This window comes from Ralstonia sp. UNC404CL21Col (assembly GCF_000620465.1).
GTDB classification, from domain to species: domain Bacteria; phylum Pseudomonadota; class Gammaproteobacteria; order Burkholderiales; family Burkholderiaceae; genus Ralstonia; species Ralstonia flatus.
On the sequence record NZ_JIBE01000003.1, the window covers coordinates 1,266,298 to 1,291,611 of the forward strand.

A 25,314-nucleotide genomic window follows, 5' to 3' on the forward strand; every position below is an offset into this window, starting at 1 on the left:
CATGACGACCACCGCACCGTCCACATCGTCAGAACCGTCGGCAGCGTCGGCGCCGGCCAACGACGCACCCGCTGCCGCCCGGCGCCCGGTCGGTCCGGGCTTGCAGGCGCTGCCGTTTGCGGCGGTGTTCGTGGTGTTCTTCCTCATCCCGCTCGGGCTGGTCGCGATGGTCAGCTTCTGGGATTTCAACGAGTACGCGCTGCTGCCGACCTTCACCTTGCGCAACTACGCCAAGCTGTGGGAAGGCTGCGGCCACCTCAATGAATACGGCGATCTGTGCGTGACCGCGTCGACGTATCTGTCGACGCTGCGCTTTGCGCTGGGCACCTGGGCGCTCACGCTGGTGCTGGGTTTTGCGCTGGCGTACTTCCTCGCGTTCCACGTGCGCTCGGCTGCCGTGCAGACGCTGCTGTTCGTGATCTGCACGGTGCCGTTCTGGACGTCCAACGTGATCCGCATGATTTCTTGGATTCCGCTGCTGGGCCGCAACGGCCTCGTCAACCAGACGCTGCAGGCCATGCACCTGATCGACCAGCCGCAGGACTGGCTGCTGTATTCGAACTTTTCGGTTGTGCTTGCCTATGTGCACCTCTACACCATGTTCATGATCGTGCCGATCTTCAATTCGATGATGCGTATCGACCGCGCGTTGCTCGAAGCCGCGCGCGATGCGGGCGCCACCGCGTGGCAGACGCTCTGGCATGTGATCGTGCCGCTGTCGCGCAGCGGCATCCTGATCGGCTCCATCTTCATCCTGACCATCGTGATGGGCGATTTCGTCACCGTCGGCGTGATGGGCGGCCAGCAGATTGCCTCGGTCGGCAAGATGATCCAGGTGCAGACGTCGTACCTGCAATTTCCGCTGGCAGCCGCCAATGCCGTGGTGCTGCTGCTGACGGTGCTGATGATCATCTGGGGCCTGACCCGCGTGGTCGACATCCGCAAGGAGCTTTGACATGCAAGCGCGCTTTCGTGAACCACGCGCCCCCGGCTTCTGGCCGCTGGCGTGCCTCTTCGCGCTGTTTGTGCTGTTCCTGTACGGGCCGATGCTGACGATCTTCGCACTCAGCTTCCAGGGCCCGGACGGCGGGTTGACGTTCCCGATGAACGGGCTGTCGCTGCACTGGTATCGCCAGCTAGCCGACGGGCTGGGCGTGGTGGATATCGGCGCGGCGTTCCGGCGCTCGCTGGCGCTCGGCGCGGTCGTGATGGCCCTGACCATGGGGCTCTCGCTGCTGGCCGCGCTGGCGTTTCGCAAGCGGCTGCGCGGCGGCGGTGTGCTGTTCTATGTGACGGTGGCCAGCCTGATCATGCCGTCCATCGTGGTGTCGCTCGGCATCGGCCTGCAGTTCCGGCTCATCGACACGGGCCTCAAGGCGCTGCTCACCGCGATGGGCATGAGCGATCAGGCCGACAGCTTCGGATCGTCGCTGGGCCTGTGGACCTCCGCCCTCGGTGCGCACCTCACGTGGACGCTCCCGTTCGGCCTGCTCATCATGTTCGCCGTCTTCAACCGCTTCAACCCGGCCTACGAAGAAGCCGCGCGCGACCTGGGCGCCACGCCGTGGCAGACCTTCCGCCACGTCGTGCTGCCGCTGATTGCGCCGTCGCTCATCGGCGTGGGCATGTTCGGTTTCACGCTGAGCTGGGACGAGATCGCGCGCACCTCGCAGGCCATCGGCGATGTCAACACGCTGCCGCTCGAGCTGCAAGGCTTGACCACCACCGTCACGACGCCGTCCATCTACGCGCTGGGCACGCTCACCACCGTGGTGTCGTTCGTCGTGATGGGGCTGACGATGCTGGCCATTGTTCGACTGCGCCGCCGCCAAAGCGCCGGGCGTGTCGACTGAACGCGTGCCAATGACCATCGCTACCGAATCCTCCAGCCCGCGCCGGCTGCTGTTGATCAACCCGAACACCACAAGCGCGCTCACACAGACCATCACACGCTTCGTGCAGGCCGCATTGCCCAGCGATGTTGTTGTGGAATCCGTCACCGCCCGATTTGGCGCGCCGTACATCGCCACCGAAGTCGGCTACGCGGTGGCCGCGCACGCCGCGCTCGACGCATGGACGCGGGCGGAGCAGCCAGCCATCGACGCCGCCATCATCGGCTGCTTTGGCGACCCGGGGCTCTTCGCGCTGCGCGAGGTGGCGCCGTGCCCCGTCACCGGCTTGGCGGAAGCCGCGTTGATGGAAGCGGCAACCTACGGCAGTTGCGCGGTCATCACGGGCGGCCACGCGTGGGGCCCGATCCTGGAGCGTTTGCTGCCCACGCTGGAGGGCGGCCACACCGTGCGCGACATCCATACCGTCGAACTCGACGGGGCCGCGCTATACGCCGCGCCGGATGCGGCAGAACAGATCTTGATCGGCGCCTGCACGACCGTCCTGCGGCGCCAGCCCGTGGACGCGATCGTGCTGGGCGGCGCCGGGCTGGCGGGCCTCGCGCAGAAGCTGCAAGCCCACGTTCCCGTACCGCTCATCGACAGCGTGACCGCAGCCGCGCGCCAGGTCTGGCACGCGCCGCGCGGCGGGCATGGCGCGCTGCCGGCATGGATTGCGCCCGCCACGCACGCTTGAACGGGGTGCGGGCTACATGTTGCGCCGGTACTGCCCGCCCACCTCGAACAGCGCATGCGTGATCTGCCCGAGCGAGCAGACGCGCACCGCATCCATCAGCACGGCAAACACGTTCTGATCGTCAATCACCGCGCGCTGCAGGCGCTGCAGCATGGCGGGCGCTTCCCGGGCATGCCGCGCATGAAACGCTTCCAGGCGCGCGAGTTGGCTCTGCTTCTCTTCCTCGCTGGACCGTGCCAGTTCGATGTGCGGCGGCACCACACTCTCGGCGTCGGGGTTGCGGAACGTATTCACACCGATGATCGGCAGCGAGCCATCGTGCTTGCGCTGCTCATACAGCATCGACTCCTCCTGGATCTTGCCGCGCTGGTAGCCGGTTTCCATCGCGCCGAGCACCCCGCCGCGCTCGGCAATGCGCTCGAACTCCTGCAGCACGGCTTCTTCCACAAGGTCCGTCAGTTCATCGATGACGAAGCTGCCCTGGTTCGGGTTCTCGCACTTGGCGAGGCCCCACTCGCGGTTGATGATGAGTTGGATGGCCAGCGCACGCCGCACCGACTCGGCTGTCGGCGTGGTGATCGCCTCGTCGTAGGCATTCGTGTGCAGGCTGTTGCAGTTGTCGTAGATGGCGATCAGCGCCTGCAGCGTCGTGCGGATATCGTTGAAGGCAATCTCCTGCGCGTGCAATGACCGGCCCGACGTCTGCACGTGGTACTTCAGCTTCTGGCTGCGCTCGTTCGCGCCGTACTTGTCTCGCAGCGTCACCGCCCAGATGCGACGCGCGACGCGGCCGAGCACGCTGTATTCCGGGTCCATGCCGTTGGAGAAGAAGAACGACAGGTTCGGCGCAAAGTCATCGATGTGCATGCCGCGCGCGAGATACGCCTCCACATACGTGAAACCGTTGGCGAGCGTGAAGGCGAGTTGCGAGATCGGGTTCGCGCCCGCCTCGGCAATGTGGTAGCCAGAGATCGACACCGAGTAGAAATTGCGCACCTGGTGGTGCACGAAATATTCCTGGATATCGCCCATCACCTTGAGCGAAAACTCGGTCGAAAAGATGCAGGTGTTCTGCCCCTGGTCTTCCTTCAGGATGTCGGCCTGCACCGTGCCGCGCACGTTCTGCAGCACCCACGCGCGAATCTTTGCCTCTTCGTCCTGCGTCGGCTCGCGCTGGTTGTCAGCGCGGAACCGGGCGAGGTTCTGGTCGATGGCGGTATTCATGAACATCGCCAGGATCGTCGGCGCGGGCCCGTTGATCGTCATGGACACCGACGTGGCGGGGCTGGTCAGGTCAAAACCGTCGTACAGCACCTCCATGTCGTCGAGCGTGGCGATGGACACACCGGAGTTGCCGACCTTGCCGTAGATGTCCGGGCGCAGCGCCGGGTCTTCGCCGTAGAGCGTGACGGAGTCGAACGCGGTGGAGAGCCGCTTGGCCTCCATGCCTTCCGAGACGAGCTTGAAGCGACGATTGGTGCGGAAGGCATCGCCCTCGCCCGCGAACATGCGCGTCGGGTCTTCGTTCTCGCGCTTGAAGGCGAACACGCCGGCGGTGTACGGAAAGCTGCCCGGCACGTTTTCGCGCATCAGCCAGCGCAGCACTTCGCCGTCGTCTTCATAGGGCGGCAGCACGACCTTGCGGATGGTGGTGCCCGAGAGCGTGGTGTGCGTGAGCTGCGTGCGGATTTCCTTGTCGCGAATCTTGACGACGTATTCGTCGCCGGAATACGCGCGGCGCAGGTCCGGCCACATGGCGAGCAGCTTGCGCTCGGCGGCGCCGAGCTGTGCGTCGCGCTCGGCCGCCTGCTTGTCGAGCGCGGACAGCGTCTGCACCGTGGCGCCCGCTTGCTCCAGCATGCGGTGGCTGGCACGCAGTTGCTGGCGCTCGCGTGCGAGGCGGCTTTGCGCGTCGACGCGGCGGTGGTAGCCGCGCACGGTATCGGCCAGCTCCGCCAAATAGCGCACGCGCGCGGGCGGCACGATGGCGTCGTGGCTGGTGGAGCATTTGCCGGCCGGGCGCGGCAGCGTGCGTTCAGCCAGCGCCATGCCCCGCTCGGTCAGTCGATCGGCCAGCGCGTGATACAGCGCCGTCACGCCGTCGTCGTTGAAGTGCGAGGCCTGCGTGCCGAACACCGGCATGTCTTCGGGGCGGGCGAGCCATTGCTCGCGGTTGCGCTGCACCTGCTTGGCGACGTCGCGCCAGGCGTCCTGCGCGCCCTTGCGGTCGAACTTGTTGATCGCCACCAGATCGGCAAAGTCGAGCATGTCGATCTTCTCCAGCTGGCTGGCGGCGCCAAACTCGGGCGTCATCACATACAGCGACAGATCGACATGCGGCACGATCGCCGCGTCGCCCTGCCCGATGCCGGAGGTCTCGACGATGACGAGATCGAACCCGCCCGCGCGGCAGGCGGCAATCACGTCGGGCAGCGCGTCGGAGATCTCGCGGCTCGCTTCGCGCGTCGCCAGCGAGCGCACGAAGATGTTCGGATGGTTGATCGCGTTCATGCGAATGCGGTCGCCCAGCAGGGCGCCGCCCGACTTGCGCCGCGATGGGTCGATCGAGATGACGGCGATGCGCAGCGTGTCTCGCTGGTCAAGGCGGAAGCGGCGGATCAGCTCATCGGTGAGCGACGACTTGCCTGCGCCGCCCGTGCCGGTAATGCCAACCACCGGCGTCGGCGTGGCTGCCGCAGCCGCGCGTACGGCGTCGCGCAATGCCGGATCGATGCGGCCCGATTCCAGTGCGGTGATCAATTGCGCCAGGGCGCGGCGGTCGCCGATGGAAACGGGCTCCAGCGTGGTGGGCGCATAGACGGAAAGATCGATGTCGCAGCGCTGCACCATGTCGGCAATCATGCCGGCCAGGCCCATGCGCTGGCCGTCTTCGGGGCTGTAGATGCGCGCGACGCCGTAGTCCTGCAACTCGCGGATCTCCGTCGGCACGATCACCCCGCCACCGCCGCCGAACACCTGGATGTGCTCGCCGCCGCGTGCGCGCAGTGCGTCGATCATGTACTTGAAGTATTCGACGTGGCCGCCCTGGTAGCTGGACACGGCAATGCCCTGCACGTCTTCCTGCAGCGCCGCGTTCACCACCTCGTCCACCGAGCGGTTGTGCCCGAGGTGGATCACCTCGCAGCCCATCGACTGCAGGATGCGCCGCATGATGTTGATCGACGCGTCATGCCCATCGAACAACGATGCGGCCGTCACGAAGCGCACCTTGTTGCGCACCGGCGCGACTGCGCTGGCAGGCGTGGGATCGGCCGCGCGGACAGCGGAAAGATCGGTCATGTCTCCACCTTCGATAAGTGGGGCGCCGGCGCTGGATGTGTTGTACGGCGCACAAGGCGACGCGTGCCGGTCGGCGGGTCGAACAGACAGTATTTTCGGGGTTGGCGCGGTCGTCAACGGGGCGCACGGGCGTTGGCCTGTTGAGCCCTCCGCTCAAATAGGCACGTCGCCACCCGGGCCGGTTTGCGCAAATCGCAGACGACCAGAACGGTCCGATCTCGGTGCAACACCCAGCTTGCACACAATCGATACAAATCGTTAGAGTCGGATTTTGGTCGGAAACGGGTCCGGCCACAGGGGGAACTTCCAATGCCAAGCCGCGCAACGACGATGCGCTGGTGTCTGATTGCCTTGCTGGCGTGGTCCGGCCACGCCCTGGCGTGGGACTACACACCCGGCGCCATCCCGGGGCTGATCAGCGTGCTTGGCTTCCTGACGGTGCAATCGCAGGCGCTCGACCGCGCCATCCAGCGCTTTCCCGGCCAGCGTGAAGAGCTGATCCGCGCCCGTACCCAGTTCGACAACACCTTCCCGCAGGCGCTGGCCCGCACACGCCGCCTGATCGCCGGCATTCCGCTCTCCGACGACGAGCGCCAACTGCTGATCGAGCGCGCACTCGACCTCCACCAGCCGAGCGTGGGCGTTTCCACGCAGACGCCGCAGACCGCCCACTCGCTGGCCGAACGCGTGGTGGCGCGCGCGCAAGGCAGCCAGGACCGTGCGACGCTGCAAACGCTGCTGGCGGTGGTCTACGACGACCGGCCCGCCGAAGAGCTGAGCAGCCGCTTTACGCAGGCCGTGACGTTGTCTGACTGGCCGAACGCGCGCGGCGCGAGCGTCAACCTGCGGCTGCCGTTCTCGTGGGAACGCGTGCCGCCCACGCCGCCGCGCAAACCCGACCCGGCGCGCGTGGCGATCGGCGCGTGGGCCAACCAGGGCGGCTCGGGGCTCTCGCGCATGGAACTGATCGTGCGCCCCACCGAAGGCGACCTTGAAGCCGTTCCCGACAATCGCGAACCGCGCTGGATGCGCGATGCCGTCAAGCAAGCGGTGGCTGGCCCCTGCCGGCTGCTGGGCTGGGGCACGCAATCGTTCGGTGGGCGCACCGGCGTGTGGGCCAGCTACATCGGCGAATCGCCCGGGCCGCACTTCCCGCGTGCCACCGGCAACACGCTGGTCGGCCGCGTCTTCATGGTGCCGACCGATGGCGCGCTGCTGATGCTGCACATGCAGTCCCCCGCCACGTCGCCCGAGCAGGCCAGCGCCGTGCGGCTGCGGTACGAGCCGCTGTGGAACGGCGTGGCGACATCGTTCAGCGTGTCAGGCGCCAAGCCGTAACGCCGCCCACGCCGTACGCACCACGACGGCGCATCTCACCCTCCAACCGCACCAATTCAAAGCGGACACGCACCGATTTCGGGCCACTCTCAGCGAGCAGCGCGAAGGCGATGTCCTTCGCACGGCCCTGGTGCGCCATGTCCCCTTTTTGCACACCGTTGGAACAACTTTTGCATCTGTCGGCGCTTTTTGCGTCATTTGTGGGCACACGCTGCACCCGGATGGCGCTGACCCTCAACCCGCACGACAACCGCAATGAACTCCATCAAAACCGGGGGCGACGCGCTCTTCATCCTGCTGGGCGCGATCATGGTGCTGGCCATGCATGCCGGCTTCGCGTTCCTTGAGCTGGGCACCGTCCGCAAGAAGAACCAGGTCAATGCACTGGTCAAGATCCTGGTCGACTTTGCCGTGTCGACCATCGCGTACTTCTTCATCGGCTATTCGATCGCGTACGGGGTCAATTTCTTTACCGGCGCCGACGTGCTCGCCCAGCAGAACGGCTACGAGCTGGTGAAGTTCTTCTTCCTGCTGACCTTCGCGGCCGCCATCCCGGCCATCATCTCCGGCGGCATTGCAGAGCGTTCGCGCTTCGAGCCGCAACTGGCGGCGACCTTCGTGCTGGTGGGCTTTGTCTACCCGTTCTTCGAGGGCATCGCCTGGAACCAGCGCTTCGGCATCCAGCACTGGCTGCAGAGCGTGACAGGCGCGGAGTTCCACGACTTTGCCGGCTCGGTGGTCGTGCATGCAGTGGGCGGCTGGATCGCGCTGCCGGCGGTGCTGCTGCTGGGCGCGCGCCACGGCCGCTACAAGGACGACGGCCGCATCGCCGCGCATCCGCCGTCGAACATCCCGTTCCTGGCGGCCGGCGCCTGGGTGCTGGCGGTCGGCTGGTTCGGCTTCAACGTGATGAGCGCGCAGACGCTCGACAAGATGAGCGGCCTGGTTGCCATCAACTCGCTGATGGCGATGGTGGGCGGCACGCTCACCGCGTGGTGGATGGGCAAGAACGACCCGGGCTTTTCGTACAACGGGCCGCTGGCCGGCCTGGTGGCCGTGTGCGCCGGCTCCGACGTGATGCACCCGCTCGGCGCACTGGCCGTCGGCGGCATTGCAGGCGTGCTGTTTGTGTGGATGTTTACGCGCGTGCAGAACGTCTGGCGCATCGACGACGTGCTGGGCGTGTGGCCGCTGCATGGCCTGTGCGGCGCGTGGGGCGGCATCGCGGCCGGCATCTTCGGTTTGAAGGCGCTCGGCGGCCTGGGCGGCGTGTCGTTCTGGGCGCAGGTGGCGGGCACGGCCGGCGGCATCGCCATTGCGCTGATCGGCGGCACGGTGGTGTACGGCACGCTGCGCAAGCTCGTCGGGCTGCGGCTGGACCGCGAGGCCGAATTCATGGGCGCCGACCTGGCCATCCACCGCGTCTCGTCCACGCCGGAATCGGAAACGCACTGGTAAGCAGGAACCGCCAGTCAGGGGAAGGCGCGCGCGGCGCTTGCTACAGTGAAAGCGTCTTCCCTCGCCCAACTGCAGGAGTGCCGCATGCCCGATATCGATCCGAATCACCCGATCACCGTCGAGTCGAACCCGCGCCGCGTAACCGTGACGCTCAACGGCTTCACCATCGCCAGCACGCACCTGGCGCGCACGCTGCGCGAGGCGTCGTACCCGCCGGTGCAGTACATCCCGCGCGACGACGTGCAGATGAACTTGCTGGAGCGCACCCAGCATCACACCCATTGCCCGTACAAGGCCGATGCGTCGTACTACACGATCGTGGCCGGCGATGTGCGCGCCGACAACGCCGTCTGGACGTACGAACAGCCCAAGCCCGTCGCACGCGAAGTGGCCGGCTATCTGGCGTTCTATCCGAACAAGGTGACGATCCAGGAGGAATGAGGGCGCAGGCGCAACTGACATGCTGCCGTCATGCCGCTGTCATGCAAGCGGCGCACGATGCGCCTGTTCCTCTTCTCACGGAACCTCTTTCCGTGAAAGTTCCGAGACCCGGCGCAGACGATCTGTGGCCGGGTATTTTTTTGGGCGAGTGCCGGTGCTATTCTCGGCGGCACCATGTTGGACTTCCGCACTTACGGCCTCGCCGCGCCGCCGCACTCGCACGACTTCATGCAAGTCGTGATGCCCGCACGCGGCATCCTCGAGATGGACGTCGACGGCCGCGGCGGCCGTGTCGACACGCACCACGCCGCGCTCATCCCGGCGGGCGCCACGCATGCGTTTGAAGCCACCGGCGCCAACCGCTTCATCGTCTTCGACATCCCCGGCCAAACCGTGGACGCCCCCAGCCTGGGCGGCCTGGCCGACCGCGTGTTCTTTCCGCTCACGCCCGGCCTGCGCGCACTGGCGACATGGCTGCAGGACGCCCCCATCGTCGACACGGTGCTGGCCAATGCGTGGTCGTCACTCGCGCTGGCAACGCTGGCCGCGCATCCGGCCAATCAATCCACGCAGATCCGCGCACGCCCCGATGCGCGTGCCGAGCGCGCATGGCACGCCATCGAGCACCGCTACGCGGAGCCGCTCACCGTCGATGCGCTGGCCGCAGAAGCGGGCGTCAGTGCGCGTCGCCTCGCCACGCTGTTCCGTGCCGCCTACGGCACCACGCTGCATGCGCATCTCGCCCAGGTGCGGCTGCGGCATGCATTGACGCTGCTGGAAACCACCGCCCTGCCCATCGCCGAAGTTGCCGCACGCACCGGCTACTACGACCAAAGCGCCCTCACGCGCCACCTCAAGGCCGCGCACGGCATCACGCCCGCCGCGGTGCGCCGCTAGCCCGGGCCCTTTTCCGTTTTTGCCAAAGCGCAGCCGTCTTCGCCAAGACACGCGGCACGCGCACGCGCAGAGTGCCGGTTCGAATGATCTTTTTCGGACAGGCGCTCCATGGCTGTTGGCGACACCTCCACTGCAACGCAGCTGCATCACGGTCAGCACGACGCGCGGCGCGACCACCTCACGGGCATCGGCTACGGCGTCGCGGCCGGCGCGCTGTGGGGCGTCATCTTCGTCGCGCCGAAAATGCTGCCGCAGTTTTCACCGCTGGCGCTGTCGGCCGCGCGGTACGTGCTGTACGGCGTGCTCTCGCTCGCGCTGGCCCTGCCGGTGTGGCGCACGCTGTGGCGCAAGACGAATCGGCGCGACTGGGCGGCGCTGCTGCTGTTATCGCTGCCCGGCAACATCCTGTACTACCTGTGCGTGGCAGGTGGCGTACAGCGCGCGGGCGTGGCGCCGGTGTCGCTCATCGTCGGGCTGTTGCCCGTGACGGTCACCCTGGCCGGCGCGGCCGAACGCGGCAGCCTGCCGTTGCGGCAACTTGCCGTGCCGCTGCTGATGGCCGTGGCCGGCGTGGTGTGCATTTACCTCGATGCGCCCCACGTGCATTCGGATGCCGGCGGCAGAACCTATTTCATCGGGCTGTTAATGGCAGCGGGCGCGCTGGCCTGCTGGACCGTGTATGCGGTGTGCAATGCGCGGTACCTGCGTGTGCGGCCGCAGTTCACGAGCCGCGAATGGTCGCTGTTGACGGGCGTCGCGACCGGGGTGCTGTCACTGGCGCTGGCCGTGCCGGCGTTCTTGCTGCCCGGCATGGCAACGGCGTCTGCGCAGCCCGCATCGGCGTGGGCGATGTTCTGGCTGGTGAATATGGGCGTGGCGCTGGGGGCGTCTGTGCTCGGGAACAGCCTGTGGAATGCAGCCAGCCGCAAGTTGCCGTTGACGCTGTCGGGGCAGTTGATCGTGTTTGAGACGGTGTTTGCGTTGGTGTATGGGTTTGTTTATGAGGGTCGGTTGCCGCATGGGTTGGAGGTGGTGGCGGGGGTTTTGTTGGTGAGTGGGGTGGGGTTGGCGGCGCGGAGGCATGGGTAGTTTTTTTGGGGTTGTTTTTTGCCTTGGTGGTCCATCCCTTGTTTCATCCCCTGCCGGGGCTGACTCACTTTCTTTGGTCTTGCCCAAAGAAAGTAAGCAAAGAAATGCGCGCCCGAGATGGCGACCCATCCCTTGAATTTGCGTAACCGGGCGGAGGTGGGGAAAACTCGCTTCGCTCAGACAGTTCCCCACCTTTTTTCCGCCCGCTTACGAAAATTCAAGGCGCCATCAAGGGCAGGAAAGTCAAAGGCCAAACCATCTCAACGCAAGCCCAAACGACAAGGCCAACCGCGCGATGGGTTGGCCTTTCTCTTTTGACGTTGAGCCCTTGATGGCGCCTTGGATTTTTGTTGCGGGGAGGAAAAAGAGGGGAGGCTGTCTGAGCGCAGCGAGTTTGCCTCCCCTCCCTCCCCGCGACACAAATCCAAGGGGAAGTCGCCATCTCGGGCGCGCCTTTCTTTTGCTTACTTTTCTTTGGCAAGACAAAGAAAAGTAAGTCGGTCCCGGCAGGGAACGAAACAGGGATGGACCACCAAGGCAAAAACCAAAACACCCCCAAATCACCCGCCCAACAACTCCCCCACAGCACACCCCACCACCACAGTCGCGCCCCGCAGATCATTCAACCGCAGGTTCTCATCCGTGTTGTGCCCCCGCGCCTCCATCAACGTCCGCGGGCCCGCGCCATACAGAACCGTCGGCACACCATGCGCCGTGTAATGCCGCGCATCGGTATACAGCGGCACGCCATGCACCGGCACATCGCCCCCAAACACCGCCAACGCATTCCGTCGCAATGCGCCAATCAGCGCGTCCACGCCCGGCAGTTCGGCAAGCGGCTCGGCCAACAGAATGCGTTCCACCGAAACCTCGATCCCCGGCCGTTCTGCCGCCGCACGCTCGACCACCGCACGCAGTTCGCCTTCGGCATCGCGCCCGGCTTCTTCAGGAATCATCCGGCGGTCCACGCGGAACGTCACCAGATCAGGCACGACGTTGGTGTTGATGCCGCCCTGGATCAACCCGACGTTGAGCGTTGCGTGGTCGATGCCCGTTACGGCGGATTTGCGCGTAGCCAGTTCTGCGCGATAGGCATACACCGCCCGCAGGATATGCGTGGCCGCTTCGATGGCGTCGATGCCCGTGTGCGGCATGGCGGCGTGGGCCTGCCTGCCGCGCACCGTCACCTGCACGTGCAGGCAGCCGTTGTGCGCCGAGGTGATGCCGTACGCAAAGCCGGCGGAGATGGCGTAATCGGGCTTGCTCAAGCCTTGATCCAGCAGCCACTTGGGGCCGATGTCGCCGCCGGTTTCTTCGTCGTATGTGAAGTGCAGTTCGACCGTGCCGTTGAGCTTGGCGCCGCGCTTTTCCGCTTCGATCAGCGCAAGCAGCGCCCACGTGTAGGTGGCGAAGTCGGACTTGGACACCGCCACGCCGCGGCCGAACATGGTCGGGCCGTGTTCGGTCTCGACGATCTCGCCGCCGTATGGGTCGTGCGTCCAGCCAAGGCCAGGCGGGACGACGTCGCCGTGCGCGTTCATGGCGACCGTGGGGCCGCCGCTCCCGAAGGTGTGCCGCACGATGAGGTTGGTGGCGCTGACCATGCCGGCGGCACGCACCTGCGCCTGCGGCACGGCGTGCGCCTCCACCGTCAGGCCCAGCGCCTCCAGCAGCGCCTTGGCGCGCGCGGCATGCGGGGCGCAATCGCCGGACGGGTTGTCCGACGGCACTTTCACCAGCTCGCGCAGGAAATCAATCTGCTGCGCATGCGCAGCGTCGACAAATGCGCGGATGTCCGCATCGATGCCGGGGGTGGCGAGTTGGGCCTGGGTCATGTCGATGTCTCGCTGACGGTGGTGGGACGGAGATTGAAAGTGACTGAGCCCCCGTTTGTGCGGGGGCTCAGGATCGGCACGGGTGACGCGATGCTTACAGCGCGGCTTGCATGGCCTCGGCGGTCAACCACACCGATTCGGCCAGGTCTTGCTCGTCGCAGTTGTGGCCTTCGCCACCACGGTCGACGACGATGAAATCGCTCACCTCGCCCAGGGCCAGCAGCGGGTGGTGCCACACGCCGCGCGCGTAGTTCACGCCTTGCCAGCCGCGCGAGACAAACGCGCGCAACTTCGACGGATCCAGCTCGCCGGCCGGGGCCACGACCACCAGATACGGCTTGTCGTTCTGCGGGATGAAGGCCTGGCTGCCACGCGGGTGGCGCTCCAGCATCTTCACCTCGAACGGCAGGGTACGCGGCTGGCCACGGAACAGGCTGATCAGCGCCCGGCCGCCCTCACCCACATCGACGTTGGCGAGGTCATGAAAGCGGATGGTCGTGCCCTGGTTGATGGGGAATTGCTTGGCCCCTTCCAGCTCGATCACATCGCCGAACGGCGCGAAGGCTTCGCGCGTGAGCGGCTCGATGGTCAGCGCAATGCGTGCGGCGGTCTCTTGGCTCATTCGAGTACCCCCCACAGGCGCAGACGCGACACGCCGCCGTCCGGGAACATGTTGAAGCGCACGTGCGTGACGATGCCGAGGTCGGCGATTTCCGCTTCGTAGTAGTGCTGCAGATCCATCTGCAGCTTCTGCTCGGGCAGCAGCGTTTGCCAGAACATCGCTTGCGTCTTCAGCGAGCTGTCGGTGCCGCCCACCACGCGCGCGGCCTGGATGGAAACGCGGTCAGCAAAGTTGCCCTTGAAGTGCGCGGTGTCGACTTCGATCTTGCGGATGCGGCCCGGGTTGGCCAGGGCGATCACGCACCAGTCGTTGCCCGGCTCGCGGCGGCGGCGCGTTTCCCAGCCGTCGCCCATGTTCACGCCACGGCCCGGCATCAGCATGCGCGAGGCCGGTCCGAAGTGTTCGTTGTTGGCTTCGACCACATAGGCGCCGTTTTCCATGGCGGCCAGGTCGAACAGCTTGGTGCGGTCCGCGCCCTTCCAGTCGACTTGCGGCTGGCCGTACACGCGCAAACGCGCGATGCCGCCGTCCGGGAAGATGTTCAGGCGCAGGTGCGTGAAGGCTTGCGGGCTCGTCACGGCCACGTAGGCGTGGCTGTTGCCTTGCAGCGTGGTCGACGGAACGATTTCAGTCCACAGCGTGGCCTCGGTCGGCTCGCCATCCGGCAGATAGGCGGCTTCAATGGAGGCGGCCGGCGGAAAGTTGCCGGTGAAGTGGCTCGTGTCGATATCGACGCCCTTCACGACGCCCGGGCGGGCCAGGCGGACGATGCAGTGGTCATAGCCGCCGTTGCGGCGACGGCGCGTTTCCCAGCCATCCATCCACTTGCCGTGGTCGTCGTACTTGCCCGGAATGAACACCGCCGGCTCCGGGTTGAGCATGCGGTCTTTCGGCGCGAAGAATTCGTCGGTCGCGAACGTGGCCTCTGCGCCGAGGCGGCGGTCCGCCAGGTTCGGATATCGGCGCGTGAAATCCGGCGCGTTCGGATCGAGCGTAGGCATCGCCATGTGGAACTCCTTGGTGTTTGTCTCTGGATGTTATACGGCCAGCCCATCGAACAAAAACGGCGAGTCAGAACACTCGAAACTCTGGCGATGGGAACGCCGGAAGTGCAGCGTAAATGGCGGAAGCACAAGGCTTCGCGGGACTGCATGGGTCGATCCTAGCATGTGAATTCAAAAATTGCATACAAAAATTGGATCGCCTATGATGCCGTCAACGCTCAACAATTCATCGCGACAATTTGTTGCACTGCAGTGAGCGAAACAAAGCCCTGACGACAATCGCAGCACACCAAATCAGACGATTGAGCGGGGCTTGAGACACCAGTAATCCAAAGGAGGATTCACCATGCAACGCTTTACGCGCCCGTTGTTCGGGCAGGTTTTGATTGCCCTGGCGGTGGGCATCGCGCTGGGCATCTGGGCGCCCGAATTTGCGCAGAAGCTGCAGCCGCTCGGTGATGGTTTTCTGAAGCTGATCAAGATGCTGATCGCGCCGATCGTCTTCTCGGTGGTGGTGGTTGGGATCTGCGGTGCCGGCGAGCTGAAGAAGGTCGGGCGCGTGGGCGGCAAGGCCGTCATCTACTTCGAGATCGTCACGACGATCGCACTGGCGCTGGGCATTGCGCTGGCCTATGTGTTCGGGCCGGGCCACGGCATGAATGTGGATCCGAAATCGCTCGATCCGGCGGCCATGGCGTCGTACATGACCACCGCCAAGCAGGTGGAATCGACCGGCGTTGCGGCGTTCTTCCTCAAGCTCATTCCCGATACGTTTGTCAGCGGCTTTGTGAAGGGCGACATCCTGCAGGTGCTGCTGGTGTCGATCCTGTTCGGTTGCTCGCTGTCGCTGCTGGGTGAGCGGACCAAGCCGCTGGTCAACCTGATCGATCAGCTCTCGCATGTGCTGTTCCGCATGATGGCCGTGATCATCCGCCTGGCGCCGCTGGGCGTGCTGGGCGCGGTGGCGTTCACGGTCGGCAAGTACGGCGCGGGCTCGCTCAAGCAGCTTGGCTTCCTGGTGCTGCTGTTCTATGCAGCCGTGGCGTTGTTCGTGTTTGTGGTGCTCGGGACCATCCTGCGCGTGGCGGGCTTCAACATCTTCAAGCTGATCCGCTTCCTGCGCGCCGAACTGCTGGTGGTGCTGGGCACGGCATCGTCCGACGCGGTGCTGCCGTCCATCATGAACAAGCTGGAGAAGATGGGCATCAAGCGCTCGGTGGTGGGCCTCGTCATCCCGACGGGCTACTCGTTCAACCTCGATGCGTTTTCGATCTACCTGACGCTGGCCGCCGTGTTCATCGCGCAGGCGACCAACACGCCGCTGGCGCTGCAGGATCTGCTGCTGATCCTGGGCGTGGCGCTCGTCACCTCCAAGGGCGCGCACGGCATTCCGGGTTCGGCCATCGTGATTCTGGCGGCCACGCTGTCGGTCATTCCGGCCATTCCGGCGATCGGCCTGGTGCTGGTGCTCTCCGTCGACTGGTTCATCGGCATTGCCCGTGCGCTGGGCAACCTGATCGGCAACTGCGTCGCCACGGTCGTCATCGCCGCGTGGGAGAAAGACATCGACCGCGTGCGCGCCAATGCGGTGCTCGACGGCAAGATCGACATCACGGAGGAAGGCGAAGCGATTCCGCACGGCCTTGGCGTGGCGGCACCTGCAGCCCATACGCTGCCGCATGCCTGAAGCGGCGCTGTTGTCGGACGGCGGTAAAATCGGCGCCATGACTGAAACCACCGCCGCCGACATCTCCTCCGAAGGCATTGCCGACGACATCGCCCAGGCGATCGTCGCGCATCGGCTGCCGCCGGGCACCAAGCTGCGCGAAGAGGCGCTGGCGCGGGTCTACCACGTCAGCCGCACCAAGATTCGCGCGGCGCTGCTGATGCTGGCCAAGGACAAGCTGATCCGCATGGAGCCGGATCGCGGCGCGTTCGTCGCCAAACCCGACGAGACCGAGGCGCGCGAGGTCTTTGCAGTGCGCCGCGTGCTCGAGGTTGCGCTGGTGCGCGAGTTCATCGCCAAAGCGACGCCCGCCGATTACAAGCGGCTGGAGAAGCACCTGGCCGAAGAGCACAAGGTGGCAGCCAGCGGCGACCTGTCGGACGTGCCGCGCCGCAATCGCCTGATGGCCGACTTCCACCTTCTGATGGCCGACGTGGTCGGCAACAGCGTGCTCAAGGAGATGCTGTACGAGCTTTCCGCGCGCAGTTCGGTCATCACGATGATGTACCAGTCGACCTACGACGCCGTGCGCTCGTCGGAAGAGCACACGGCCCTGCTGGATGCCGCCAAGCGCGGCGACGTGGACGGCGCCATCGCCCTGATGGAAGAGCACATGGCGCACACCGAGGCGTCGCTCAAGTTTGAATCGCCGGGCGGCCGCGCGACGGATCTCGTAGCCGCCCTCCTCGCCTGACCCGCGCGTGCCGACGTATACGCTTCGCGCGCCGGTTTCGGCCGAGCTGGAAATCAAGAAAAGCCGCTTTATCGGATTGGCCGTGCCGGTGGAAGACCGGGCGGCCGCCATGGACGTCATTGCACGCCTGCGCGCCGAGCACCCCGCTGCCACGCACGTCTGCTGGGCGCTTCTGGCGGGCGGCCAGTCCGGCATGTCCGACGACGGGGAACCCTCCGGCACGGCGGGCCGCCCCATTCTGGAGGTGCTGCGCCATCACGACTTGGACGGCACGCTGGGCGCCGTGGTGCGTTACTTCGGCGGCGTCAAGCTCGGCGCGGGCGGCCTCGTGCGCGCCTACACGGACGCCATCGCCACCGCGCTCATGCAGGCCGAACGCGTGGAGCGCATCGCCAGCGCCACGCTTACCCTCTCCACCGATTACGCCGATGAGGCGCGCATCCGCCGCTGGATCGACGATGGCGGCTACACGCTCCTCGATGCTGCGTACGATGCGGGCGTGACGCTCGCGGTGCGGCTGCCCGTGACGGACGAGGCGGCGGCGCGGGTCGCGTTGCGGGATTTGACGCAGGGGCGTGTGGCAATTACCTAGCGCCTATCGCTGGGGAGCGAGCGGAGCGGCGGGCGCGGAGCCCAGGCAACATGGGTTCTGGCAGTCCGGTTGAAAAACGACGTACGCGGCTGTCGGCATTTTTGGGGCGACACCCTCGCGTTCCGCGGCACGTAGATGCGTGTCGGCTTCGGACGACTCGACTTTGTCGCCCTCGATACCGACGGCGCCCAGCACGGCCTGCAGGCTTCTGAGACGCAGCACGGCCAGCTCTGGGTCAGGAGCGGGCTCTGTCGCCTCCTGCAAGCGCACCCGGTACTTGCCGCCGTTGCGAAAATCGTCTTTGAGCTGCGAATCCCATTCGGCCAGTTTCAGGATTTCGGCGGTCGGCAGCGCAGACTCGCCGGGCGAGAACACCAGCGGGTGCTCAAGCCCGGTCAGATCGCACGCGAGGGCCGAGCTGCTGAGCATGAGCGCGCCGACAACTGCAGTTCTGCGTAGCATCTTCAGTCTCCGGCATTGAGCGCGCCAGTCGCGATGCGTCTGATGACCAGTTTAGGAACCGCCATCCATTTCCGCACGCTCAACTAACGCGTGCGCGACCAATACCCCGCCTGCCCATACACCGACTTCAGGTGCTCGATAAAGAACCGGATCTTCGCCGGCACCGGCCGCTGCTGCGGGTACACGGCAAGGATGTCGTAGTCGGGCAGCGCGTAGTCGTCCAGCACCGTCATCAGCGCGCCGGATTCCAGCTCAGGCTGGATCTCCCACGTTGAGCGCCAGCCCAGGCCCAGGCCTTCGCCCATCCAGCGGTGCAGCAGTTCACCGTCGTTGCAGTCGAGGTTGCCGTTCACCTTCACGGTGACGGCCTTGCCGTTCTGCTGGAAATACCAGCCGCGCTGCTGACCGCCCTGCAGGTTGAAGGCGAGGCAGTTGTGGCGCGCGAGGTCGTCGAGCGTGCGCGGCACGCCGTGCTTAGCGAAGTACGCAGGCGTGCCGCACACCACGCGCTTGTTCGACGCCAGGCGAATCGCCACGAAGTTCGGATCGATCGCGCCGCCAATGCGGATGCCCACGTCGTAGCCTTCGCGCACGAGGTCGACCACGCGGTCGGTCAGGTTGAACGAGATGCGCACGTCGGGGTTGGCACGCAGAAAGTCCGGTGCATGCGGCGCGACGTGCTTGCGGCCGAACGCTGCGGGCGCCGAGACGATCAGGTGGCCGGTCGCCTTGTGGCGGCCTTCGGCAACGAGCAGCTCCGCGCGGTCCAGCTCGCCCAGTGCCTTCTTGCACTGTTCCATGAAGACCGCGCCCTGCTCCGTCACCGCAATGCGGCGGGTCGACCGGTGCAGCAGCTTCACGCCCAGCCGGGCCTCCAGCGCGTTGATGCGGCGGCCGATCATGACGGGCGTCACGTCCTGCGTGAGCGCGGCGGCGGCCATGCTGCCGTGTTCCACCACGGCGATGAACGCCTCGATCTGCTTGAGCTTGTCCATTCCATCATTCCAGTTCGCAATGTCTGACCATTTTAGTGAGCATTCCGTACCCGGATTGCGGCTTTCTGGCGCATATCACTTGTGACGAATGGCAAAAATGGCGAAGGACGATGTGATCGATGCACACGCCTCACGTCGATATTTTGCGCTGCACCAAATCACGTGAAAACCGCTTCATGGTGCGGTTTCTCAGCTTCTTGATGGCCGCACGATTGGTGCAGCACGCAAAACGATTCGATATGCAGAGTTAGCAATCAACTGACGAAATCTGCGTTTATCCATATCGGCATGCGGGAATAGGATCAGCTCCAACGTATTCCCACCTTCCCCTTCCTGGAGACACCCATGCCGAAGATGAGAGCGATTGATGCCGCAGTTGCGGTGATGGAAAAAGAGGGCATCACCACGGCCTTCGGCGTGCCCGGTGCCGCTATCAACCCGTTGTATTCGGCGTTGCGCAAGGCTGGCAGCATCGACCACGTGCTGGCGCGCCACGTTGAAGGCGCCTCGCATATGGCCGAGGGCTACACCCGTGCCGAGCCGGGCAACATCGGCGTGTGCATCGGCACGTCGGGCCCTGCCGGCACCGACATGATCACCGGCCTGTACTCGGCCTGGGCAGATTCGATTCCCATCCTCTGCATCACCGGCCAGGCGCCACGCGCACGCCTGTACAAGGAAGATTTCCAGGCCGTCGACATCGAGTCGATCGCCAAGCCGGTCACGAAGTGGGCCGTCACCGTGCGTGAGCCGGCGCTGGTCCCGCGCGTGTTCCAGCAGGCGTTCCACCTGATGCGCTCGGGCCGCCCGGGCCCGGTGCTGATCGACCTGCCGTTCGACGTGCAAGTCGCCGAGATCGAATTCGATCCCGACACGTATAGCCCGCTGCCGGTCTACAAGCCCGCGGCAACGCGTGCGCAGGCCGAGCGCGCCATCGAGATGCTGTGCCAAGCCGAGCGCCCGCTGCTGGTGTGCGGCGGCGGCGTGATCAACGCCGATGCGGCCAAGCTGATGGTCGAGTTTGCCGAGCTGGTGAATGTGCCCGTCGTCCCGACCCTGATGGGCTGGGGCGTGCTGGCCGACGACCACCCGCTCAACGCCGGCATGGTCGGCCTGCAAACGTCGCACCGCTACGGCAACGCCACGCTGCTGGCGTCGGACTTCGTGTTCGGCATCGGCAACCGCTGGGCCAACCGCCACACCGGCAGCGTCGACGTCTACACCAAGGGCCGCAAGTTCGTGCACGTCGATATCGAACCGACCCAGATCGGCCGCGTGTTCGGTCCGGACCTGGGCATCGTCTCGGACGCCAAGGCGGCGCTGGAGAAGTTCATTGAAGTCGCCCGCGAGCTGAAGGCCGCCGGCAAGCTGCCGTGCCGCAAGAGCTGGAACGCCGACGTGCAGAAGCGCAAGCGCACGATGCTGCGTCGCTCCGACTTCGACAACGTGCCCATCAAGCCGCAGCGCGTGTACCGCGAGATGAACCAGTACTTCCCGCGCGACGTGCGTTACGTGAGCACGATCGGCCTGTCGCAGATCGCCGCTGCGCAGTTCCTGTCGGTCAACCAGCCGCGCCACTGGATCAACTGCGGCCAGGCAGGCCCGCTGGGCTGGACGATTCCCGCCGCCATCGGCGTGAAGGTGGCCTCGCCCAACAGCGACGTGGTGGCCATCTCGGGTGACTACGACTTCCAGTTCATGATCGAAGAGATGGCGGTGGCCGCGCAGTTCAAGGTGCCGTACATCCATGTGGTGGTGAACAACTCGTACCTGGGCCTGATCCGCCAGGCGCAGCGCAACTTCGAGATGGACTACTGCGTCCAGCTCGCCTTCGACAACGTCAACGCACCCGAGCTGAACGGCTACGGCGTCGACCACGTGAAGGTGGTGGAAGGCCTGGGTTGCAAGGCGATCCGCGTGTTCAAGCCCGAAGACATCGAACCCGCCTTTGCGCAGGCTCGCCTGCTGATGGCGGAGTTCTCGGTGCCGGTGATGGTGGAAGTGATTCTCGAGCGCGTGACCAACATCGCGATGGGTACGGAGATCGACAACGTGGTCGAGTTTGAAGAAGTGCTCGACCTGGAAGACACCCTCACGGAAGCCGAAGGCGTCACCGCATAAAGACGGCGCGCCATTCCCTCACCGTCCGATACAAGGAGAAACCATGACCAAGCTGGCAGCCAACCTGACCATGCTGTTCAACGAGCAGGCCTTCCTCGACCGCTTCGAAGCCGCCGCGCGTGCGGGCTTTCGCGGGGTGGAGTTCCTGTTTCCCTACGCGTTTCATGCCGACCAGATTGCCGATCGCCTGAACCGCTTCCAGCTGGACCTGGTCCTGCACAACCTGCCCGCCGGCAACTGGGACGGCGGCGAGCGCGGTATCGCCATCCTGCCGGACCGCGTGAGCGAGTTTCAAGACGGCGTGGGCGAAGCCATCAAATACGCCAAGGTGCTCGGCGTGAAACAGCTCAACTGCCTGGTGGGCATTCGCCCCGAAGGCGTGAGCGAAGACGCTGCGCGCAAGACGCTGGTGGAGAACCTGAAGTTTGCGGCGAAGGCACTGAAGGCCGAGAAGATTGATCTGCTGATCGAGCCGATCAACACGTTCGATATTCCGGGCTTTTACCTGAACCGCACGCAGCAGGCGCTGGACCTGATCAACGACGTGGACGCGTCCAACCTGTACGTGCAGTACGACATCTATCACATGCAGCGGATGGAAGGCGAAGTGGCTAGCACGCTGAAGCGCCATCTGGACAAGATCAAGCATGTGCAGCTGGCGGATAACCCTGGGCGCAATGAGCCGGGGACTGGGGAAATCAACTATCAGTTCCTGTTCCGTTGGTTGGATGAGATTGGCTACCAAGGCTGGATTGGTTGTGAGTACAAGCCTAAGGCTGGGACTGTGGAAGGTCTTGGCTGGCGGGCGGCTCACAACGTTGCTTGAGATTTTGTTCGGTTTGGTTTTGCTCCGGTGGTGCATCCCTTGTTTCATCCCCTGCCGGGGCTGACTCACTTTTCTTTGTCTTGCCAAAGAAAAGTAAGCAAAAGAAAGGCGCGCCCGAGATGGCGAAAGATTCCTTGAATTTATGTCGCAGAGAGGGAGTGCAGGCAACTCGCTTCGCTCAGACAGGCCTGCCCTCTTTTTCCTCTCTGCAACAGAAATTCAAGGCGCCATCTAGGGCTCCAACGGCCAAACCATCGGAACACGACTGCAGCAGGAACCAGCAACACAACGCGAAGCAGAGCGAGCAACACAGCAACAAACAAGAGCCACCTAGGTCAGCACACAGATTGTGTGGCCGTACCTTGCCCTAGATGGCGCCTTGAATTTGTGTAAGCGGGCGGAAAACGGAAGGAGGCTGTTTGAGCGCAGCGAGTGTGCCTCCTTCCCCGCCCGGTTACACAAATTCAAGGAAGGGGTCGCCATCTCGGGCGCGCCTTTCTTTGCTTACTTTCTTTGGCAAGACAAAGAAAGTGAGTCGCCCCCGGCAGGGGGTGAAAAGGGAGTGGACCACCAAGGTCCAAACCAACAACCACCAACATCCAAACCAAGGAGATCCCTCACCATGGCAACCACCCTCAACCTCGGTTTCATCGGCCTCGGCATCATGGGCGCCCCCATGGCAGGTCACCTGCGCGCCGCAGGCCACACGCTGTTCGTGCACGACGTCAACCCGGCCCCCGCCGCACTGGTGGAAGCTGGCGTGACGGTCTGCACGAGCGCGGAAGAAGTCGCCAAGCGCGCCGACATTATCTTCATCATGGTGCCGGACACCCCGCACGTTGAAGCCGTGCTGTTCAGCGAGAAGGGCGTCGCCAAGGCGCTGAAGGACGCAGGCAAGGACGCTGCTGCCGGCAAGATCGTCGTCGACATGAGCTCGATCTCGCCGATCGCGACGAAGGACTTCGCATCGCGCATCAACAAGACCGGCGCGCAATACCTGGACGCTCCGGTGTCGGGTGGCGAAGTGGGCGCGAAGGCTGCATCGCTGACGATCATGGTGGGCGGTGAGCAGGCTGCGTTCGACCGCGTTGCTCCGCTGTTCAACTTGATGGGCAAGAACATCACGCTGGTCGGCGGCAACGGCGACGGCCAGACCACCAAGGTGGCCAACCAGATCATCGTGGCGCTGAACATCCAGGCCGTGTCGGAAGCGCTGCTGTTCGCATCGAAGGCGGGCGCGGACCCGGCGAAGGTGCGTCAGGCGCTGATGGGCGGCTTCGCGGCCTCGCGCATTCTTGAAGTGCACGGCGAGCGCATGGTCAAGCGTACGTTCGACCCGGGCTTCCGCATCGAGCTGCACCAGAAGGACTTGAACCTGGCCCTGCAGGGCGCCAAGACGCTGGGCGTGGCCCTGCCGAACACGGCCACCGCGCAGGAGCTGTTCAACACCTGCGCCGCCAACGGCATGGGCAAGCAAGACCACTCGGCACTGTGCCGCGCGATCGAGATCATGTCGAATCACGATATTGCCTAAGTTGTGTGCACTGTCGCAGCCTTCGGGCGGCGGCAGTTCTTTTTGCTGTCTCCCCGCTTTCTGCCATGCACCACGACCAGTCTGCCCAGGCCGCCCTGCGCGCTGCCTTGCCCAATCCGTCGCCGCGCGCGTTGCTGCACGGCCTGTTTGATACCGCGGTGGCTGCGGTCAGCGCGGCGCAATGCTTGCCGGCATTCCTGCCCGAACCGCCGCGTGGCCGCACCATCGTCATCGGCGCCGGCAAGGGCGCAGCCGCGATGGCAGAGGCGGTGGAGCAGCACTGGAAGGGCGAGCTGTCTGGCTTGGTCGTCACGCGTTACGAACATGGCCGCGCGCCCGGCACACAAGGCCGCATTGAAGTGGTTGAAGCCTCGCACCCCGTGCCCGATGCAGCGGGCCAACACGCTGCGCAACGCATGGTCGGCCTGCTCGAAGGTCTGACAGAAGACGACCTTGTCCTGTGCCTGATCTCGGGCGGTGGCTCGGCCCTGCTGGCCGCTCCGGCCGAAGGTCTGACGCTGGCCGACAAGCAGTCCGTCAACCGCGCGCTGCTCAAAAGCGGCGCCAGCATCGGCGAGATGAACTGCGTGCGCAAGCACCTCTCGTCCATCAAGGGCGGGCGTCTGGCGCTGGCGTGCGCACCTGCACGCGTCGAGACGCTGCTGATCTCCGATATTCCCGGCGACGACCCGACGCTCATCGCCAGCGGCCCGACGTTGCCCGACGCCACCACCTGCGCAGATGCGCTGGCCGTGATCGACAAATACGGCATCGACGTGCCCGAAGCGGTGCGCCGTCATCTGGAAACCGGTGCCGGTGAAACGCCCAAGCCCGGCGATGCACGTTTCGAAGGCCATCGCAGCCACGTCATCGCGACGGCCCAGCACGCGCTGGAAGCGGCTGCCGCGCAGGCACGCGCGCTCGGTTACGAGGCGCACATCCTGTCGGACAGCATTGAAGGCGAGGCGCGCGATGTGGCCGAAGTGCATGCCGGCATCGTGCGGCAGATCGTGGCGCGCAATCAGCCGTTCACCAAGCCGTGCGTGATTCTGTCGGGTGGTGAAACCACGGTGACCGTGCGTGGTAATGGGCGCGGCGGGCGCAATGCCGAGTTCCTGCTGGCGCTGGGCGTGGCGTTGGATGGTTTGCCGGGTGTGCATGCGATTGCTTGCGATACCGATGGCATCGATGGCTCGGAAGACAACGCTGGAGCGATCCTGACACCGGATAGCCTGGCGCGTGCTGAAGCGCTTGGGTTGAAGCCGAAGCAGCTGCTCGACAACAACGATGGGTATGGGTTTTTTGATGCGTTGGGCGATTTGATTGTGACTGGGCCTACGCGGACTAATGTGAATGATTTTCGGGCGATTTTGATTACTGCTTGAGGTTGGGCGAGGGATGGATTGATGTTTGTGGTCCATCCCTTGTTTCATCCCCTGCCGGGGCTGACTCACTTTCTTTGGTCTTGCCCAAAGAAAGTAAGCAAAGAAATGCGCGCCCGAGATGGCGAAAGACTCCTTGAATTTATGTCGCAGGGAGGGAGGGGAGGCAAACTCGCTTCGCTCAGACAGGCCTCCCCTCTTTTTCCTCCCTGCAACAGAAATTCAAGGCGCCATCTAGGGCAACAAAGTCAACGGCCAAACCATCGGTCACGAGTGCAGCAGGAATCGGCAGCACAACGCGAAGCAAAGCGAGCAACACCGCAACAAACAAGAGCCACCTAGGTCAGCACACAGATTGTGTGGCCGTACCCTGCCCTAGATGGCGCCTTGAATTTGTGTAAGCGGGCGGAAA

Annotated in this window: 21 protein-coding genes; 15 read left to right on the top strand and 6 right to left on the bottom strand. The window is 64.9% G+C overall.

Features of this window, described 5'->3' with window-relative positions:
- The first annotated feature begins 1 nt into the window (after window position 1).
- Genes N511_RS0106080 through N511_RS23740 form a run of 3 tightly spaced genes read left to right on the top strand, consistent with a single transcriptional unit; the run spans window position 2 to window position 2,586 of the window.
- Complete coding sequence (locus N511_RS0106080) at window positions 2-955, top strand: ABC transporter permease (protein ID WP_027678478.1); 954 nt, start codon at window positions 2-4, stop codon at window positions 953-955.
- A gap of 1 nt (window position 956) precedes the next feature.
- Entirely contained in the window at window positions 957-1,853 is an 897-nt protein-coding gene (locus N511_RS0106085) for an ABC transporter permease (RefSeq protein WP_027678479.1), read from the top strand.
- Between the two features lie 10 nt (window positions 1,854-1,863).
- Entirely contained in the window at window positions 1,864-2,586 is a 723-nt protein-coding gene (locus N511_RS23740; protein WP_037026315.1) for an aspartate/glutamate racemase family protein, read from the top strand.
- Window positions 2,587-2,598: 12 nt separating this feature from the next.
- Here N511_RS23740 and icmF read toward each other — a convergent pair whose 3' ends face one another.
- Entirely contained in the window at window positions 2,599-5,886 is a 3,288-nt protein-coding gene (icmF, locus tag N511_RS0106095) for a fused isobutyryl-CoA mutase/GTPase IcmF (protein ID WP_027678480.1), read from the bottom strand.
- Window positions 5,887-6,195: 309 nt separating this feature from the next.
- Between icmF and N511_RS0106100 the strand changes: the two genes are divergently transcribed.
- From N511_RS0106100 to N511_RS0106125, 5 genes are all read left to right on the top strand, one after another.
- Window positions 6,196-7,224 (top strand): hypothetical protein, encoded by a 1,029-nt coding sequence (locus N511_RS0106100; RefSeq protein ID WP_027678481.1) that lies wholly within the window; start codon window positions 6,196-6,198, stop codon window positions 7,222-7,224.
- Between the two features lie 255 nt (window positions 7,225-7,479).
- Window positions 7,480-8,682, top strand: coding sequence for an ammonium transporter (locus N511_RS0106110; RefSeq protein WP_027678482.1), 1,203 nt, complete (start codon window positions 7,480-7,482; stop codon window positions 8,680-8,682).
- An 84-nt stretch (window positions 8,683-8,766) separates the two neighbouring features.
- Window positions 8,767-9,123: a DUF427 domain-containing protein gene (locus N511_RS0106115; protein ID WP_027678483.1), complete on the top strand. Its 357-nt coding sequence runs from the start codon at window positions 8,767-8,769 to the stop codon at window positions 9,121-9,123.
- Between the two features lie 174 nt (window positions 9,124-9,297).
- Window positions 9,298-10,020, top strand: coding sequence for an AraC family transcriptional regulator (locus N511_RS0106120; RefSeq protein WP_027678484.1), 723 nt, complete (start codon window positions 9,298-9,300; stop codon window positions 10,018-10,020).
- Window positions 10,021-10,128: 108 nt separating this feature from the next.
- A complete protein-coding gene (locus tag N511_RS0106125; protein ID WP_027678485.1) occupies window positions 10,129-11,109 on the top strand; it encodes a DMT family transporter in 981 nt (326 codons plus the stop codon).
- 560 nt (window positions 11,110-11,669) lie between these two features.
- Here N511_RS0106125 and N511_RS0106130 read toward each other — a convergent pair.
- From N511_RS0106130 to alc, 3 genes are all read right to left on the bottom strand, one after another.
- Window positions 11,670-12,944 (bottom strand): M20/M25/M40 family metallo-hydrolase, encoded by a 1,275-nt coding sequence (locus tag N511_RS0106130; RefSeq protein ID WP_027678486.1) that lies wholly within the window; start codon window positions 12,942-12,944, stop codon window positions 11,670-11,672.
- Between the two features lie 94 nt (window positions 12,945-13,038).
- Window positions 13,039-13,566 carry an ureidoglycolate lyase gene (locus N511_RS0106135; protein ID WP_027678487.1) on the bottom strand — a complete coding sequence of 176 codons (528 nt, stop codon included), beginning with the start codon at window positions 13,564-13,566 and terminating at the stop codon, window positions 13,039-13,041.
- Complete coding sequence (gene alc / locus N511_RS0106140) at window positions 13,563-14,573, bottom strand: allantoicase (protein ID WP_027678488.1); 1,011 nt, start codon at window positions 14,571-14,573, stop codon at window positions 13,563-13,565. Before alc ends, N511_RS0106135 begins: the two co-directional genes overlap by 4 nt.
- Window positions 14,574-14,916: 343 nt before the next feature.
- Between alc and N511_RS0106145 the strand changes: the two genes are divergently transcribed.
- The 3 genes from N511_RS0106145 to N511_RS0106155 are packed head-to-tail and all read left to right on the top strand — an operon-like array spanning window position 14,917 to window position 17,582.
- Complete coding sequence (locus tag N511_RS0106145) at window positions 14,917-16,257, top strand: C4-dicarboxylate transporter DctA (protein ID WP_027678489.1); 1,341 nt, start codon at window positions 14,917-14,919, stop codon at window positions 16,255-16,257.
- Between the two features lie 37 nt (window positions 16,258-16,294).
- Entirely contained in the window at window positions 16,295-16,990 is a 696-nt protein-coding gene (locus N511_RS0106150; protein WP_027678490.1) for a GntR family transcriptional regulator, read from the top strand.
- Window positions 16,991-16,997: 7 nt separating this feature from the next.
- Window positions 16,998-17,582: an IMPACT family protein gene (locus tag N511_RS0106155; RefSeq protein ID WP_027678491.1), complete on the top strand. Its 585-nt coding sequence runs from the start codon at window positions 16,998-17,000 to the stop codon at window positions 17,580-17,582.
- A 3-nt stretch (window positions 17,583-17,585) separates the two neighbouring features.
- Here N511_RS0106155 and N511_RS0106160 read toward each other — a convergent pair whose 3' ends face one another.
- Entirely contained in the window at window positions 17,586-18,011 is a 426-nt protein-coding gene (locus N511_RS0106160; protein WP_231479575.1) for a hypothetical protein, read from the bottom strand.
- Window positions 18,012-18,127: 116 nt separating this feature from the next.
- Complete coding sequence (locus N511_RS0106165; protein ID WP_027678493.1) at window positions 18,128-19,039, bottom strand: LysR family transcriptional regulator; 912 nt, start codon at window positions 19,037-19,039, stop codon at window positions 18,128-18,130.
- A 345-nt stretch (window positions 19,040-19,384) separates the two neighbouring features.
- Between N511_RS0106165 and gcl the strand changes: the two genes are divergently transcribed.
- From gcl to N511_RS0106185, 4 genes are all read left to right on the top strand, one after another.
- The gene (gcl, locus tag N511_RS0106170; RefSeq protein WP_027678494.1) at window positions 19,385-21,160 is read left to right on the top strand and encodes a glyoxylate carboligase; all 1,776 of its coding nucleotides are present in this window, start codon (window positions 19,385-19,387) and stop codon (window positions 21,158-21,160) included.
- Between the two features lie 43 nt (window positions 21,161-21,203).
- Window positions 21,204-21,986 (top strand): hydroxypyruvate isomerase, encoded by a 783-nt coding sequence (hyi, locus tag N511_RS0106175; RefSeq protein ID WP_024977272.1) that lies wholly within the window; start codon window positions 21,204-21,206, stop codon window positions 21,984-21,986.
- A gap of 622 nt (window positions 21,987-22,608) precedes the next feature.
- Window positions 22,609-23,520 carry a 2-hydroxy-3-oxopropionate reductase gene (glxR, locus tag N511_RS0106180; RefSeq protein WP_027678495.1) on the top strand — a complete coding sequence of 304 codons (912 nt, stop codon included), beginning with the start codon at window positions 22,609-22,611 and terminating at the stop codon, window positions 23,518-23,520.
- 65 nt (window positions 23,521-23,585) lie between these two features.
- Window positions 23,586-24,905, top strand: coding sequence for a glycerate kinase type-2 family protein (locus N511_RS0106185; protein WP_027678496.1), 1,320 nt, complete (start codon window positions 23,586-23,588; stop codon window positions 24,903-24,905).
- The last annotated feature ends 409 nt before the right edge of the window (window positions 24,906-25,314 follow it).